The sequence below is a fragment of the Luteitalea sp. genome (assembly GCA_009377605.1).
In the GTDB taxonomy this organism is placed as follows: domain Bacteria; phylum Acidobacteriota; class Vicinamibacteria; order Vicinamibacterales; family Vicinamibacteraceae; genus WHTT01.
Map to the genome: position 1 here is coordinate 63,010 of WHTT01000011.1, position 14,797 is coordinate 77,806.

Genomic DNA, 14,797 nt, shown 5'->3' on the forward strand with positions numbered 1-14,797 from the left:
CACCATTGCGCCGAGCCAGACCCGGGTCGCCCCGAACCGGTCGGCCAGCGCCCCACCGGTGATCAGCATCGCGCCGAGCCCGAGCGCGTACCCGCTGATGACCAGCTGCAGGCTGGCGATTCCGACCCCGAGGTCCGAAAACTCGTCGCGCACGGTGAAGCCGGGATAGAGCACGATCCCGCCGAGATTGGAGAAGATCTGGCTGTAGAAAATCCCAAAGCCGGAGCGCAGCACCGTCTTGTCGTCGAGCGAGTACGCCGCGCCGATTCGAGGCGCGAAGTTGACCTTGTCCCCTTCGATGTCGAGTGTCCGTGAGGCGTTCTGGTTGGCCACGAGCAGCCGGCCGGTCTCCGGGTCGAGCCGCGAGTAGATGTCATTGTCGACCCACATCGGCGACTCGTACTCGTAGCGCACGCCCATGTTCAGGGTGAGCGTCGGGGTCACCTTCCAATCGTCCTGGACGTACACGCCGAGGTTGTAGTTGCGCCGCCCCGTCATCGGCTGGGGCAGCTCGTAGTCGGCAGTCTTGGCCGCACCCAGGAGGAAATCGGCCATAGCGTTGACGGCGTTCCCCGAGGAGCTCGTCGGGGATGTGATCTCGCCGTTGAAGTCGTAGATGCCGGCGAATCTGGCACCAGGATTGAGCACGTTGAACTGGTTGAAGCGGAGCTGCGTGCCGATCTTGAGCGTGTGGGAACCGCGAAGCCATGTCAGGCCCATTGAGGCCTGGTAGTTGTTGTTGATCTGACGACGCAGCGTGTTCGAGTTCATGCCGAGATCATTGAAGCCCGAGATGTTCAGATGAGGCGTGCCCGGAAAGGCGGAGCGCTCGATGCCGAGGACCTCCGGCACGTCGATCCCCTGGCTGCGCGGATCGATTCTCGGGTCGTCCCGCATGTAGCCGAAGCGCGCTTCGGTGACGACCGTCGGTGACCAGGTATGGGTCCAACCTACGGCCGTCTGGTAGCCCTTGCTAGCGCTGTCACCGACGGCAGGGTCAAGTGGGCCTGGGATGATCTGCGCGGCTGGCGAGTCGACGCGGTAGTGCGTAAAGCGTCCAAACAATCGGGCTTGCCGGCCCGCGTTGTGATCCACGCGCGCCGTGAGCTCGTTCGTCGAGGGAACCCTGGACTCGCTGAACACGTAGTTCGAGACCCGTCGTCCGCTCGCCGGGTCTGGGGTGCCGGCAGCGTTCGGCTCTGGCAGCAGCGCCATGATCTTCGCGGCGGCCGGGTCGATGCGATTTGTCGGGATCCGATTGCCTGGGAATGGTTGGCCAGTCTGCGGATCAATCACAGTCACCGGGGAGGCCGAGAAATCGCCGGATCGGAACGCCATGTCCGGAATCGTCGAGATCTCGGTCGATGGTTGGCTGCGCCTCAGCCCCTCATAGTTCGCGAAGAAGAAGGTCCGATCGCGACCGCTGAAAAGCCCCGGCAACGTGACAGGACCGCCGAGCGTGAAGCCGAACTGATTGTAGCGGTCCCGAGGCTTCGGGTCGCCTCGCAAATTGTTGAAGAAGTTGTTGGCGTTGAGCTTCTCGTTCCGGAAGTACTCATAGAGGCTGCCTCTGAACGCGTTTGTGCCCGAGTCGACCACCGCGTTCACGGAACCGCCGGAGGTGCGGCCGTATTCGGCGGAGTAGCTCGCCGTCAGCACCTTGAACTCGCGGAGCGCCTCGGTGGATGGGCGGCGCGTGAGGCCGCCCGTCGAGCCGGAGACGACCGAAACCCCGTCCACGGTGAATTCGCTGTTCAGCGTGCGGCTGCCATTGATAGAGAGCTGGGCCGGGTTGATGCCTGTCGCGGCGCCGCCACTCGACACGCCGCCGACCAGGGTCAGGAGGCTCAGCACGTCGCGACTGGGCAACGGCAGATTCTGCACCTGTGACGTGTTGATCGTGAGCCCCTGCGAGGAAGTCTCGGACTCGAGGCGACCGAAGCTCTCACCGACCACCGTCACGGTTTCTTCCAGCTCACTCGGATCGAGCGTCGCGTTCACGCGTGCCCGCTGGTCGACCTGCAGGCGGACGCCCTGGATCGCAACCGTCTTGAAGCCTTCGAGCTCGACGAGCACATCGTACGTGCCGACCGCCAGTGCCGGCGCGAAATAGGCCCCGCCGCTGTTGGTGACGTCTTGCCACGCCACCACGTTCGTGGCTGCGTTCGTGAGGGTGACCGTCGCGCCGGGGAGGACGCCACCGGTCGAGTCCGAGACAGTCCCGGACAGCGAGGCGGTCAATGTCTGCGACTGGAGGGCTGCCGCGCTGGCGAGCATGAGCAGGCAGGCAGCAAGCCAGAGCCTGGAGTACCTGACGAATGTCATGACATACCACCCCTGTCAGTAGAGAGCGAATGGGAATTCCTGTGACAGGACTCTACTGGTAGACTCCTCACCTCGTCAACTCCAATGGCACTGGTGATTGCGCGCATGATCACGCACACTGGCGAGGAGGTACGCGGCTGTGCCAGAACGTGATCGTTCCCGAAGATAGATTACCTCTTGGAACCTGTGGCAGCTCTATGGCTTTGCAACGTGGCCTGCGTCGCCGTTCCCGTTGCGCTCCCCTTCCCCACTCATTCGCTTCTAAGTGCAAGGTTGGGATCGATGCGTGTCGCGCGCCAGGCCGGGCGTGCCGCAGTGAGCACCGCGACGATTGCGACCACAGTGGCGGATCCCACGAGCGTGACGCGGTCGAACGGCTCGACGTGGTAGAGAAGGAAACGAAGGGTGGCGGTGACGGCAAGCGCACCGAGAAGACCGATGGACGCGCCAATGACGGTGAGCACCGCACCCTCGCGAAGGACCATGGCCAGGATGCGGCTGGCCGAGGCGCCGAGCGCCATGCGCACGCCGAGCTCCCGCGTCCGTTGGGAGACGAGATACGCCAACGTGCCGTAGAGGCCGACGCCAGTGAGGAGCAGCGCGGCGGATGCAAATCCCATGAGGACGAGCATCGTGAACCGCGTGTCGCTCATGGCGTCGGCGACGTACTCGCTCATCGGCCGGATATCGAACACGGCGCGACCGGTGCGGAGAGGCTCGATCGTGCGTTTGATAACCGGGCCAATTGCTTCCGCGCTCTGCCGTGTCTCGATGACGAGCGACATTTCGACGGCGTAGACATGATAGGGGACGAAGAAATGTGGCGTGGATTCGTCGTCAATCCCCGACATGCGAACGGCATTCGTCACGCCAATCACCTCGAGCACCTCACGGTCCCGGCCTTGCTGCATGACCAGACGCTTGCCGAGTGCGCCTTCCGGCCAAAGCTGTCGCGCGATTCGTCGATCGATGACGACGACCGGCCGCTGGGCGTCGAGGTCGTGCACTGTAAAGTCTCGTCCCGCAAGCAGCGTGATCTGCGCGATTCGCAGATAGCCGGGCATGATCGTCTGCATTGTCCCCAGCGACAGCGGTGCTCCCTCATCTCCGTCTCGTCCGTAGCGCCTCGTGAGCGGGGCGAACGGCAGCGGGTATGCGGCGCTCACCGCCTCCACGTCAGGCAATTCCCGCACGCGCTCCATGGCTTCGCGGTAGAAGGCCCAGCGATGCGAAGCGTCCGGAAACTGACGCAAGCTAAACGGGACCTTGGCCGTGAGCAGATTGGAGGCGTCGAAGCCAATCGGGGCATACACGAGATTCACGAACGTGCGAATCATCAAGCCGCCGCCCACCAACGGCACAATCGATAGCGCCACCTCCGCAATCACGAGCCCATGCTGGAGCCTACGCGTGGCCGGTGCTGACGTCTGCGATCGAGTGGCTCCCAGCGCGTCGGGCCGTTGGCGGGCGGTCGTCTTCAGTGCAGGCAGCAGGCCGACGACGAGGCTCGTCGCTGCCGAGAGCGCCACGGCATAGACAACAACCGGGCCGTCCATCCAAATGTGTGACTGCCGCGGCAAATGGACCGGACGCAGCCACTCGACCAGATACAAACCGAGATAGCCTGCCAACAAGCCAACACTGCCACCGACAGCGCCGAGCAGCACGCTCTCGGTGAGCAGTTGTCGCGCGAGCCGTGCTCTGCCAGCGCCCAGGTCGAGACGAATCGCGAGCTCGTGGTCACGACTCCTATTCCGCGCCAACATCAGGTTCGCGACGTTCACGCACGCGATCAGCAACACGAAGCCGACCGCACCGGCCAGGGCGACGAGCGCTGGCCTCGCCTCCGCGGTCAGTGCTTCGCGAAGCGGGCGCACGGCCAGCCGTAGCGTCTTGTTCCGATACGCGTCGGGATGATCTCTGACGAAACGTGCGGCGAGGGCGTCGAGCTCCGCTTGTGCCTGGTCGAGAGTCGCACCGGGCGCCAGCCGTCCCAGGAGCGGATAGCCCCGGTCGGTCGGCGAGTCACCGATGTCAGGCCATGGGAACCAGACGTCAATCTGTTCGGTGATCCCCGCTGATCGCGGAAGAAACAGCTGCATGCCGGGGCGAAGCACGCCAACGATCTGCATTGTCTTGTTGTTGACGTTCACGGAGCGTCCCACAATGTCGGGATCCGCGCCGAATCGGCGGCGCCACAGATCGTGGCTTATTACAATCCGCATGAGGCCGTTACGAAAGTCCTCCGCTGTGTGCAGCTCACGGCCGAGCGCCAGCGGCACGGCACCGAAGAGCGGGAGCACATCGTTGGTCACGCTGGCGGCAGCGACCCGTTCTACCTCGCCATCGACGTTCACATGGGCATCTGGGCCGGCGATCGTCGAGACGTGGTCGATGAAGCGACTCTGCCCGCGAATGTCCCAGAACTCCGCCGACGCCGCGCCCGCGTCCGGCACACCACCGACATCGACCCTCACGAACACGATGCGATCCGCATCCGGATACGGGAGCGGTCGCCACAGCACCGACCGCACGACGCTGAAGGTCGTCACGTTCGCGCCGATACCGAGCGCGAGTGTGAGCGTCACGACGAGAGCGAACCCCGGCGAGCGCCAAAGGCTGCGCCATCCATACCGAAGGTCCTGCAGCGTGGTTTCAACCGCCGATCCGACCCACGCGCGCCGAACGCCTTCCTTGACCTGCTCGACGCCGCCCAGCTCGATGAGCGCCTGCCGTCGCGCCTCGTCTGGTGCCAAGCCGCTTCGTTGGTTGCGCGCTGCCAACTCTTCGATGGCCCCCTGCAGCTCCTCGGCAAGGTCGCGCTCGAGGCGCGATCTGCCCAGAAGCGTGTTGAAGAAGCTCGCAATCCTGCGCGTCAACGGCATGCCGCACCTTTCCCAGGGAGGCCCGACCTTTACGTCGGGCGTCGATATAGCACGAGAGCACGGACGTCGTTACGTCGATTCGAGCACGAGATTCATTGCGGCGACGATGCGCTGCCAGCTGGCCGTTTCGGCCTCGAGCTGACGACGACCGGCGCGCGTGAGCGTGTAGGTCTTGACCCGCCGCTTATCGACGGTCTCCTCCCATCGTCCTTCGATCCAGCCTTCTTGCTCGAGGCGATGCAGGGCGGGAAAGAGCGATCCCGCCTTCACCTGGAACGTTCCACGCGTTGTCTGGAAGATGCGTTCTGCCACGGCAACCCCGTGAAGTGGCTGAAGCTCGAGCGTCCGCAGAATCAGGAGGTCGAGTGTGCCCTTCAGCAGCGCCGTCTGGGGCTCCGGTATTTGATGCTTCGCCATGATGTCTCCCCAGAGCCATCCTTGTCTGGTGTGGTTGACTAAGAGTATCGAACAGCAATATAGTTATTCTATATCACGGGTGACTGTCGCGGCAAAGGGATTCTGAGAGCAGGAGGAGGTAGCATGGTTCGCACAGGTATATCGATACTGGCAGTGGTACTGACGCTGGCTCTGTTGGACGCCGGCGCGAATGACGTAGCGGGGATGCCCGCGCGAGCGGTTCCGGACGCCCCGGAGTCCAAAGTCAAGACATGGACTGGTTGGTTCTCGGATCTTCAATGCGCGGCGCCCCGCATTGCGCGAGGCGATATCGGTCCGAACAACCCTGACTGCGTCAAGCGCTGCCTGAAGGATGGTGTCACGCCAGTCTTCATCAGCGAGCAAGCCAGGGCGCTGTTCGAGGTAAGAGACTACCCATCCGTCAGCGCCGACGTGGGGTACCACATCGAGTTAACAGGCACGCTAGACGAGGCAGGCAAGGCAATCTCCGTGCGGTCGGTGAAGCGCCTCGAGTACGTTGGGGCGTTCTGCGCCTTGCCCAACAAGAACGCAGGAAGGAAGTAGAGGTTCTCGAGCACGACTTTGTCAGCCCCGACAATTCATTTCGGAAACCAAGAAATCCAACTATTGCCCGTCACGTGGGGACGCCTTCTTCCACGAGCGACATCGCGACCGACCTTTCATCGGAAACGCCCCGACTGGGGGGACGGCCACTGGGCGATCTCGTAGCACGTCGAGCGCGTAGGCCAGGTCGAGCCGTTCACCGAACCAGTCGGGGGTGGCCGTGCGCGGGCCAATCCTGATGCCCGCGGCCATCAAGCGCCCGGTATTCGGCGCGAGTGGATCACGGACATGACGGTCACAACCGTTCCAGCGCGCGACGGGCGGTGAGGCTGGCAGCGGCCGGCCATCGGGGCGGCAGACGTCGACCGTGCCATCCAGGCCTCGCGTGAGCGTGAAGCCTTCTTCATGTACCGCCCGATGGTGGCGTTTGCAGAGCAAGGCAAGATTGGTCAGCCGCGTCGCGCCGCCGGCGGACCAATGGTGAAGATGGTGGGCGTCACAGTGCCGCGCCGTGCAGCCGGGAAACTGGCAGTGGCGATCGCGGGCGGTCAGTGCGCGGCGGATCGCTGGGGGAATCGTCCGCCGCTTCCGGCCGACATCGAGCACGCTGCCGTCTGGCGCATGCCGCATCACCACGGTCGACGCATCGCAGGCCAGGCGCCGCGACGTTTCAGGTGAAACGTGCGTCCCATCCATATCCTCCAGCACCGCTTGGCCGGCGTCGGACGCAACCGCCTCCCCGTCGGCCGTTCCAGCGTCCGCTGTCAGCGTGTCCTCGTCGACGTGGACGACCACCTGATACCGATCGCCCGCTGTCCCCCGATCCAGGTCACTCGCCAAGGCGCTCTCGGCGAGGAGCCCGAGGGCATCCGCCCGGCGTTGGGCGGGGGTCACTTCCGCCGTGGCGTCGTCGCGCGGGTCGGCCACGCTTTCGCGGAACAGCCGGTCGCTCGCCGCCTCGAGCGCCCGTTGCACCACGGCCCCGAGCTCCGGTGTCAGCCGGCCGCGGATCACCAGCATCCCGTCGTCATCCACCCAGGTCTGGAGCGATCGCTGCTCGTGGCGCCGCGCGGTCTCCCGGGCCTCCTCCAGCCGGTCGGCGCGGCGCCATGCGCGGACCAACCGCTCCACGTGCGCTGCGGTGCCGCCCCGCGCCGCCCCCACGAGGCGCGTCTCATTGTCAGGGGTCGCGATCCTGGTGACGGCGCGAACCTTCGAGTACGAGAGCTCGCCCCGTTGCATCGCGGCACTGATTAGAGGCAACCTCGCGAGGGCGCGCGCCACGCGCACCTTCTCGCGCGCCGCGCCAGGGTCGAGGCCGGTCCGCCAACTGAGCCAGTGCGCGCAGGAGAGACAGCCGCCGTCGTTCCAGCCGGCACGCTCATCGAACCGGCGGATCAAGACCAACAGCTCATAGGTGGCCGCCTGGATGCGCGCGGAGAGCTCGGCGATGGCATCGCCCAGTCGCCCGATCTCTTCCTCGGCCGGAGGAGTCGCGCCGCCGGGCACCGGCGTGGGGATCGAGGGATCAGGGGTGGGATCGAGGCGTGCTGACGTCGACATGCACCATCATAACCCCCGGCATTTTCCACCGCGTGTACGCCCCTAGGTGCCACGACATCGGTCCGAGGGTCTCCGCGACCTTCACTGGGCCGGCGCCGGCCGCCATATGGGTCGCATGCGTCTCGAGGAGGCATTCAGGCGCGGGGACCGAACTGCGACGCACTCGTCGACAAAATCCTGTCAAGCGAAATCGTGGGTCTCGGATTAATTTCGGATGTGAGAAAGAAGTGCCGGCGGGAGCTCGGCATCCATCTTGCCCTTGCGAAGCCAAGTTAGGAGAAGAGCACCTCTCCACGTTCCAGCTAGTCCCCAAGGATGTTCTCTATTGCTATCCCACAGGTCTTGTGGCAATCTTGTGTGGTCATCCAATAGGGAGGCGTCGCGTGAGGGGACTGTGGCGATTCTGGAGCCGCGTGCGTGGCATGGTCGGCACGCGCGGCGATGCGGAACTGGCGGACGAGATCGAGTCGCATCTCCGGATGCAGGTTCGCACCACTCATGAAAGAGCCGTCGTAAGGCGGCGCGTAGGCGACTCATATGGGATTGCAATAGAGATGACACAACTCCGCGCCGGCCGGCAACCCGGAAAAAGGAACCCGGTTCCTTTTCGGCCCGGGAGCTTCTGTTTGGGACCGGGAGCAGGTACATTGAGACGATGAGCCACGGTGTCGACAGCACGGGGCGGGGGAAGTCCTCTTTTCGTCGAACGCTAAACTTTGGCTGGTTGATCGGCGTCGCGCTAACGCTCGGATGCTCGCAGCCAGCGGCAGAAACGTCCAGTGGCGCGCCAAACGACGAGTACCGAGCAGAGGTCGAGCGCTTTCGCGCGGAGCGAGAGGCGTCGTTGAAGTCAGACGAAGGATGGCTCAGCGTCGCCGGCTTGTTCACGCTCGAGGAGGGCGCTTGGAAGATGGGCTCAGCGGACGGGAATGACATTGTCCTCCCAGGTGACGCGGCACCGCCGCTCGTCGGGACGGTAGAGCGCAGTCGCGATCGCGTGTTCGTCACCCTCGCGGAGGGGGTCACACCGAAGCTCAACGACGAGCCGGCACCCGAGGCCTTCGAGCTGCGCTCGGCGGAGGCCAACCCGGAGCGACCGGCCGACCAACTGCGGCTCGGCCGCCTGACGCTGTTCCTGCATCGGAGCGGACCACGACTCGCGCTCCGCTTGCGCGACCCGGAAGGACCGGTGATGCGCTCCTTCACCGGCATGCGCTGGTTTCCAATCGACGCACGCTACCGGATCGAGGCGCGCTTCACCGAATACGCCGCGCCACGTCAAGTTCCTGGCGTCAACATCCTGGGAGACCCGATCTCGATGGAGAGTCCAGGCGAGGCAGAGCTGACCATCGATGGCCGCGCGGTGCGCCTGCAGGCGTGGGACGACAATGGGCGTGTGTGGTTCGTGTTCCGCGACCGCTTGGCCGGTTCGGAGACCTACGGTATCCGCGAGCTCTATGCCGACTCGCCGCAAGACGGTCGCCTGTTGCTGGACTTCAATCGGAGCTACAACGCGCCGTGCGCCTATAACCCCTATACGACCTGCCCGACGCCGCCGTCACAGAACGTCCTGAGCGATCTGGCGATTCCAGCCGGCGAGCGTCTGTATGAAGGCAAGCCGTTGTCATCGGGGAACTGACGACACATCTCTAAAGATGACACCGATGAGCGAAACACCCACACAGTACACACAGCGAATCTTGTCGAATGTTGGAGATGCCGACCCGTGGGAGGTCTTGACTTCCACGGCAGGGCGTCTTCGTCAACTGGTCGAAGGACGTTCGGAGGACATGCTGCGGCAGAAGCCAGCACCAGGTCGCTGGTCCGTTGCCGAGATCCTCGCGCATCTCGCCGACTGTGAGGTGGTCGCCGGCTGGCGGCTTCGCAGTATTCTCGTGAGCAGCGGCACCGCGCTGCAGCCCTTCGATCAGGACCGCTGGGCGGAGGTGTTCACATACGAGCAGACGCCCCCGGGCGAGTCGTTGGATCTCTTCGAAGCAAACCGTCGCGGGACCCTACGTGTCCTGCGCAGTGTCGACCCGGCGCTGTACGAGAACTTCGGGATGCACGAAGAGCGGGGCCGCGAGAGCGTGTCGCATCTCATCCGGCTCTACGCCGGCCACGACCTCAATCATTTGCGCCAGGTCGAAGGGCTACTCAGCAAGCCCGCCTAGCCGCTGCGCGTCCTTTTCGGCCAGGAGCGCGAGCTCCATGGCCAGGAAGACGTGCGCCTGCGGCATCGACGTCTCGGTGCGGTTCACGATGTCATCGACCAAGCGCTCGCCGTAAGGCAGCGTCACGTCGCTCGAGTCGACGTATCTCGTTTCCTTCTGGTCGACGAGGAACAGGTGACTGCCGCCGGGGCGCCCTCCGATGTCGATGTTCTTCCGGATCTCGATGAAGCCGTCGCTGCCGAGGATCGTCAACCGGCCATCACCCCACGTGCCGAGACCATCCGGCGTGAACCAGTCCACGCGAATGTACCCGGTGCCCTCGTTCCCGCGGACCATCACGTCGCCGAAGTCCTCGAGCCCCGGATATTGCGGGTGGTGGACGTTGCCGACCTGGGACGCCACGATCTCGGCTTCCGTCGAGCCGGTGAAGAACAGGAACTGATCGAACTGATGAGAGCCGATGTCGGTGACGATGCCGCCGTACCGCTCCTTCTCGAAGAACCACGGCGGACGGCTGTCTGGGTTCATGCGATGTGGCCCGAGTCCTATGGTTTGAATCACCTTGCCAATCGCGCCGCCTGCGACCAGCTCTCCTGCCTTGACGGTGGCGCGGTTCTCATGCCGCTCGCTGTACAGGATCGAATAGATGCGCTTCGTCTCCGCCTGCACCTTACGAGCTTCTGCAAGCTGTTCCAGCGTCGTGATGCCCGGCTTGTCGACCATGAAGTCTTTGCCGTGGCGCATGGCCTCGACACCGAGTGGGGCGCGCTCATTGGGGATGGAGGCGCTGACAACGAGCTGGATCGACTCGTCCTCGAGAATCTCGCGCTCGCTCTTGGCCAGCGTCGCCTGCGGAAAGCGCTTGGTGAACTCCTGTGCCAGGTCGCTCTCTTTGGCGTAGAACGAGACCAGCTCGCCGCCTCCGCGGATGACCGCTTCCACCTGGCCGTAGATGTGGCCATGATTCAAGCCGATCGCTGAAAAGCGGATGCGAGGCGGCCCCGCTGGCGGCTTCGGCTGCGCCTGCGTGGATGCGACTCCGACCTGGGCCTGGCTCCACGCCACCGCTGCGGCCGTGGTGCCGAGTGACGACTTCAGGAACTCGCGTCTGTCCTTCCAGTTCGCCTTCATGCGCTCCTCCGTGGATGTCACCGACATCTCCTAAGGCCTCCATCGTAACGAATGTAGCAAGTTTCTTGGTCCTGAGGAGATGTCAGGCCCCGCGCAGCGGGGCCCAGCCAATAGATGGATACCAGCGAAGCTGGTATCCTGAACCCTCGACGCCCGTAGAAGCGTCTCACGCGCTACAAGCCGGTGTCTATGGCGGCGCACGCGATCGCGCACCGGGCGTACCCATGGGTGGTGGAAGGAGGACGGTATGCGTGGATGGCTGACGATTGGATTGGCGGTGATACTCGGAGGGAGCCTCATGGCGCAGGAGAACGGGCCGCAGGTCGGTGACATGGCGCCCGACTTCACGCTCCAAGCCTCAGACGGGAAGACGTATCAGCTTGCCGACTTCCGAGGCAAGCAATCCGTGGTTGTCGCATGGTTCCCGAAGGCCTACACGAAAGGCTGCACAATCGAGTGCAAGTCGCTAGCGGAGAAGGGGCACCTGATTCGGGAGTACGACGTCACCTACTTCATGGCGAGTGTCGACCCGCTCGAGGACAACACCGGCTTCGCGAAGGAGCAGGAAGCCGACTTCCCGCTCTTGAGCGATCCCACCACGGAGACAGCCAAAGCCTACGGAGTGCTGAATGACCGCGGCGTCGCCAGCCGCTGGACCTTCTACATCGACAAAGAGGGGCGCATTGCCGCGGTCGACAAAGAGGTCAACCCGGGGACGTCGGCAGAGGATATGGCCGCGAAGCTCGGGGAGCTAGGCGTACCCGCGACGGAATGATGACAGGACCACTAGTCGCTGCCACAACGTGACATCGCGCCGCGGCCCCGTCGCCGCGGCGTGGTCCCCCGTAATATCACTCATCACGAAGCGCCACCGTTGGGTCCACACGTGAGGCGCGGCGAGCCGGAAGGTAAGCTGCCGAGCTCGCCCCGGGGCCAGCTCGGCATTGATCTTGCGCAGCCGAATGTCACTTCACCTGATACGGATGTCGTGTCGAGCCGGGCCGACAGAATCGATCCTGAACGACGTTATCTTGCCATCTCGTGAGGCCCTCACCGGTTTGCTGTCGACGAACACGTCACGATCGGCGAATCCCTCCACGGCGATGTCAACGCGTCCCGAAGCGTAGGTGGTGATCGCGAAGGCGAGCTCCCTGTTAGGTTGGAACGTCCTCACATCCACGTCGAGCGCTGTCCCGGATTGCACCGTGAGCGGGAACGGTGCGAGCGTTGACGTGCCGTCGGCGCTGTAATACGACACCGGGAGCCGTTGCGCGTCTGCCTTGATGGCGAGCCGATAGGCATCCACATAGCGGTGCTCGGTAAGCGCACGGCGCGCCGCGGCCAGCGTGTGTTGCGCGTCGGTGTCGCCCGGCGTGAGATCCGCGGTTACGTGCCGGATCGCATCGGCGGCGTCTCGCCGCCAGGTGATGACCATGCTGCGGTCGCGTTCGGCTTCCAGGTCGAGACCAACCCGATAGAGCAAGGAACCGGTCGCCGTCGGAAACACGTAAGCTGGGCTTCCGTCGCCGAGCTGCTCGATTTCGACGAGGTACGTCTGCCCGCGCTCGAGCTCGACGATGGGGAAGGAGAACGCCACCCAGCCGTCCGCGACGATCTCGCTCGCGGCCAAATGTCTCATAGCGACGACCTGCGTCTTGTCGGGAGCGTTGTAGATGGTCAGGCGTAGTGGCGCGGGTTGACCATCCCGGTGGAGACGCGCGTCGATCCGGTTCGCCAGCCGCAGCTCCCCGGCGGTGAGCTCCTGCGAGACGATGATCTGGCCGCTGACCTCACCATCCGGCTCTGTGTCGTGAACGACGTCCCACGGCATCAGGTCGTCGACGAAGGGATTAATCCATTCTGCGGCGGACCCGACATGCCAGTTGTAGGGTGACGTGTAGCGCGAGCCGTTGACGTACGCCTGACGCAGGAGGAGCGTCTTATCTGGCGGGTGGCCGGACACGGAGCTCTCCAGATTTGGGTTGGCGATGCGGCCGAACTCACGCAGCTTCTGCAGGTGATAGAAGCCGCCCGGGTTGTAGTTGTTCAGCGAGATGTACTGCGCACCAGGTCTCGCGCGTTCGACGACCCCTTGAGCGGTGCTCGGGAAGACGCCGCTATAGTACGGCTCCTGCATGCGCGAGTAGATCTCGCTGTGGATGTTGTGACGCAGCATGTCCTTGGGATAAACGAGCCTTCCATCGATGACCTGGATGCGCTCCCGCGGCATGCCCCAATAGAACGCGTCGGCGAAGAGTTGCTGGTGATGTGACTGGTTCTTGTAGAGCCACGCCTTTTCCGCGTCTGATAGGCCGTCAGTCGGGTCGAGCGTGACGCCATCTTCGGCCGCGGCAGCCACGGTGTAGGGGTTGTAGTCGGCATAGAGGTCGCGGCGCTCTACGCCTCCGTTGTGCTCCGTGTAGGCCCTGTCTGCGACGCCGATCCCGCTGCGCTTCGACCAGTAGACGCTCTCGTTCGCTGTCGAGAATGGCAGGATCCGCCACGCCTCGCCTTGACGCTGGAGCTCCGACAGCAGGCGACCGACCTCTTCGAGCGATTCGTTGGCCTTGCGCTCGTAGTACGCATTGAGATCCGGATGACGCCAGGTCAGCCAAGGCGTGTTACCCCAGATGTTTGGGACAGACAATCCATAGTGCTGCTCGTAGTCCTCTCCGAGCAGGTCAGTGAGGCGTTGCGTCTCACCTCCGGGATTGACGTAAACGTCCTTGTCCGGACCGGTCTGGTCTTGAGGGCTCCACAGGATCTGCTGGTATTGCAGGTCTCCGAAGTAACCGCCTTTGCCGTCGGGAATCCCTCTGGGCGTGCCTTCCCAGTCGGCCGTTGACTCGATCGCGAACGGCAGGCCGTACTCGCGACTGAGGCGCAGGTAGCGCTGGTAGTTAGCCGCCATCTGCGCACCAGTACGCACGGTGAAGTAGTCCAGGAAGCCCATGCCGAGCCCGACCCGGTCGCTCGAGTGGATGTTCTCTTTGATGTCGTCGAGGCGCTCGCGGAACAGCTCGTCTGAAAGGTAGTCCTGACCGAGGACGAAGACGAGCCGGTCCGGTACGCGCATGTCCTGTCGCGTCACCATCCTGGTGAGGTCGGCGTAGCTCCAGATGTCGCTGAAGTAGGCGGGCTCGGCATCCGTGCCCTCCACGGTCACCTCAACCCAACCGTCTCGCAGGATCTCAGGGTCACGCGTTTCGAGGAAGAAGCTGCTGTAGGGGCCACCGCCGGGATCAGGAGACGCCGGATCACGAACGTAGTGCAGCTGACCATCGAGGTAGACACGGAATCCGAACCCGGCGCCCCAGGCATCATTCGGCCGCAGCTCCCGAAACTGCAAGGTCAGTGGCTGTTCCTCAGCGGCTTGCAGGCGAGCGGTGAAGCGTCCACCCGCAGCGACCGATCGCGCCGTGACGCGCTCGGTCAGCTGGCCTTGCTCGATGGTCTCCATCTGCATCTCGCTCCCGCCGTCGCTGGTGAGCTGGTGCGCGGCCTCGCTTTCCGCATCACCCAAACGGACGCGGTCTGCGACGCTTCCCCGCAGCACAACGGGTGCGCTCATCGTCGCCTCGGAGTCCCGCGCCCGCACGGCTTTGTCACCCGCCAGCGGCACGCTGGCTGCGAGCACGGCCATGGCGATTGCCGTTCTCATTCTGTTAGTAACGGTAACATTCACGGTCACTCACTGACTCCAGGCTCCGTTCTGCTGCGACACTGACCTACCTGGGA

General features: G+C 64.1%; 9 protein-coding genes and 1 pseudogene (1 of these 10 cut by a window edge). 4 read left to right on the forward strand and 6 right to left on the reverse strand.

Features of this window, described 5'->3' with window-relative positions; genetic code table 11:
• The 3 genes and pseudogenes from GEV06_05570 to GEV06_05580 form a co-directional block, all read right to left on the reverse strand.
• Positions 1–2,325: pseudogene (locus GEV06_05570) on the reverse strand (TonB-dependent receptor plug domain-containing protein); it reaches 21 nt to the left of the window's first position.
• Between the two features lie 251 nt (positions 2,326–2,576).
• A complete protein-coding gene (locus tag GEV06_05575) occupies positions 2,577–5,210 on the reverse strand; it encodes an FtsX-like permease family protein (GenBank protein MPZ17365.1) in 2,634 nt (877 codons plus the stop codon).
• Between the two features lie 69 nt (positions 5,211–5,279).
• Entirely contained in the window at positions 5,280–5,627 is a 348-nt protein-coding gene (locus tag GEV06_05580) for a PadR family transcriptional regulator (GenBank protein ID MPZ17366.1), read from the reverse strand.
• 123 nt (positions 5,628–5,750) lie between these two features.
• Between GEV06_05580 and GEV06_05585 the strand changes: the two genes are divergently transcribed.
• Positions 5,751–6,191 (forward strand): hypothetical protein, encoded by a 441-nt coding sequence (locus GEV06_05585; GenBank protein MPZ17367.1) that lies wholly within the window; start codon positions 5,751–5,753, stop codon positions 6,189–6,191.
• A gap of 60 nt (positions 6,192–6,251) precedes the next feature.
• On the opposite strand, the gene GEV06_05590 is transcribed toward GEV06_05585, so the two are convergent.
• Positions 6,252–7,754 (reverse strand): DUF222 domain-containing protein, encoded by a 1,503-nt coding sequence (locus GEV06_05590; protein MPZ17368.1) that lies wholly within the window; start codon positions 7,752–7,754, stop codon positions 6,252–6,254.
• 655 nt (positions 7,755–8,409) lie between these two features.
• Here GEV06_05590 and GEV06_05595 point away from each other — a divergent pair.
• Together GEV06_05595 and GEV06_05600 are read left to right on the forward strand one after the other, a co-directional pair.
• Positions 8,410–9,393 (forward strand): DUF1684 domain-containing protein, encoded by a 984-nt coding sequence (locus GEV06_05595; protein ID MPZ17369.1) that lies wholly within the window; start codon positions 8,410–8,412, stop codon positions 9,391–9,393.
• Positions 9,362–9,928, forward strand: coding sequence for a DUF664 domain-containing protein (locus GEV06_05600; protein MPZ17370.1), 567 nt, complete (start codon positions 9,362–9,364; stop codon positions 9,926–9,928). The genes GEV06_05595 and GEV06_05600 overlap by 32 nt, the downstream gene beginning before the upstream one ends.
• Here the strand turns inward: GEV06_05600 and GEV06_05605 are convergent.
• A complete protein-coding gene (locus GEV06_05605; GenBank protein ID MPZ17371.1) occupies positions 9,908–11,059 on the reverse strand; it encodes a gfo/Idh/MocA family oxidoreductase in 1,152 nt (383 codons plus the stop codon). The two genes, GEV06_05600 and GEV06_05605, sit on opposite strands and share 21 nt — an antisense overlap.
• A gap of 247 nt (positions 11,060–11,306) precedes the next feature.
• Here GEV06_05605 and GEV06_05610 point away from each other — a divergent pair, with 247 nt between their 5' ends.
• Positions 11,307–11,834 (forward strand): redoxin domain-containing protein, encoded by a 528-nt coding sequence (locus tag GEV06_05610; GenBank protein MPZ17372.1) that lies wholly within the window; start codon positions 11,307–11,309, stop codon positions 11,832–11,834.
• Between the two features lie 195 nt (positions 11,835–12,029).
• Here GEV06_05610 and GEV06_05615 read toward each other — a convergent pair whose 3' ends face one another.
• On the reverse strand, positions 12,030–14,720 hold the full coding sequence (locus tag GEV06_05615) for a hypothetical protein (protein MPZ17373.1): 2,691 nt from the start codon (positions 14,718–14,720) through the stop codon (positions 12,030–12,032).
• Between the last annotated feature and the right edge of the window lie 77 nt (positions 14,721–14,797).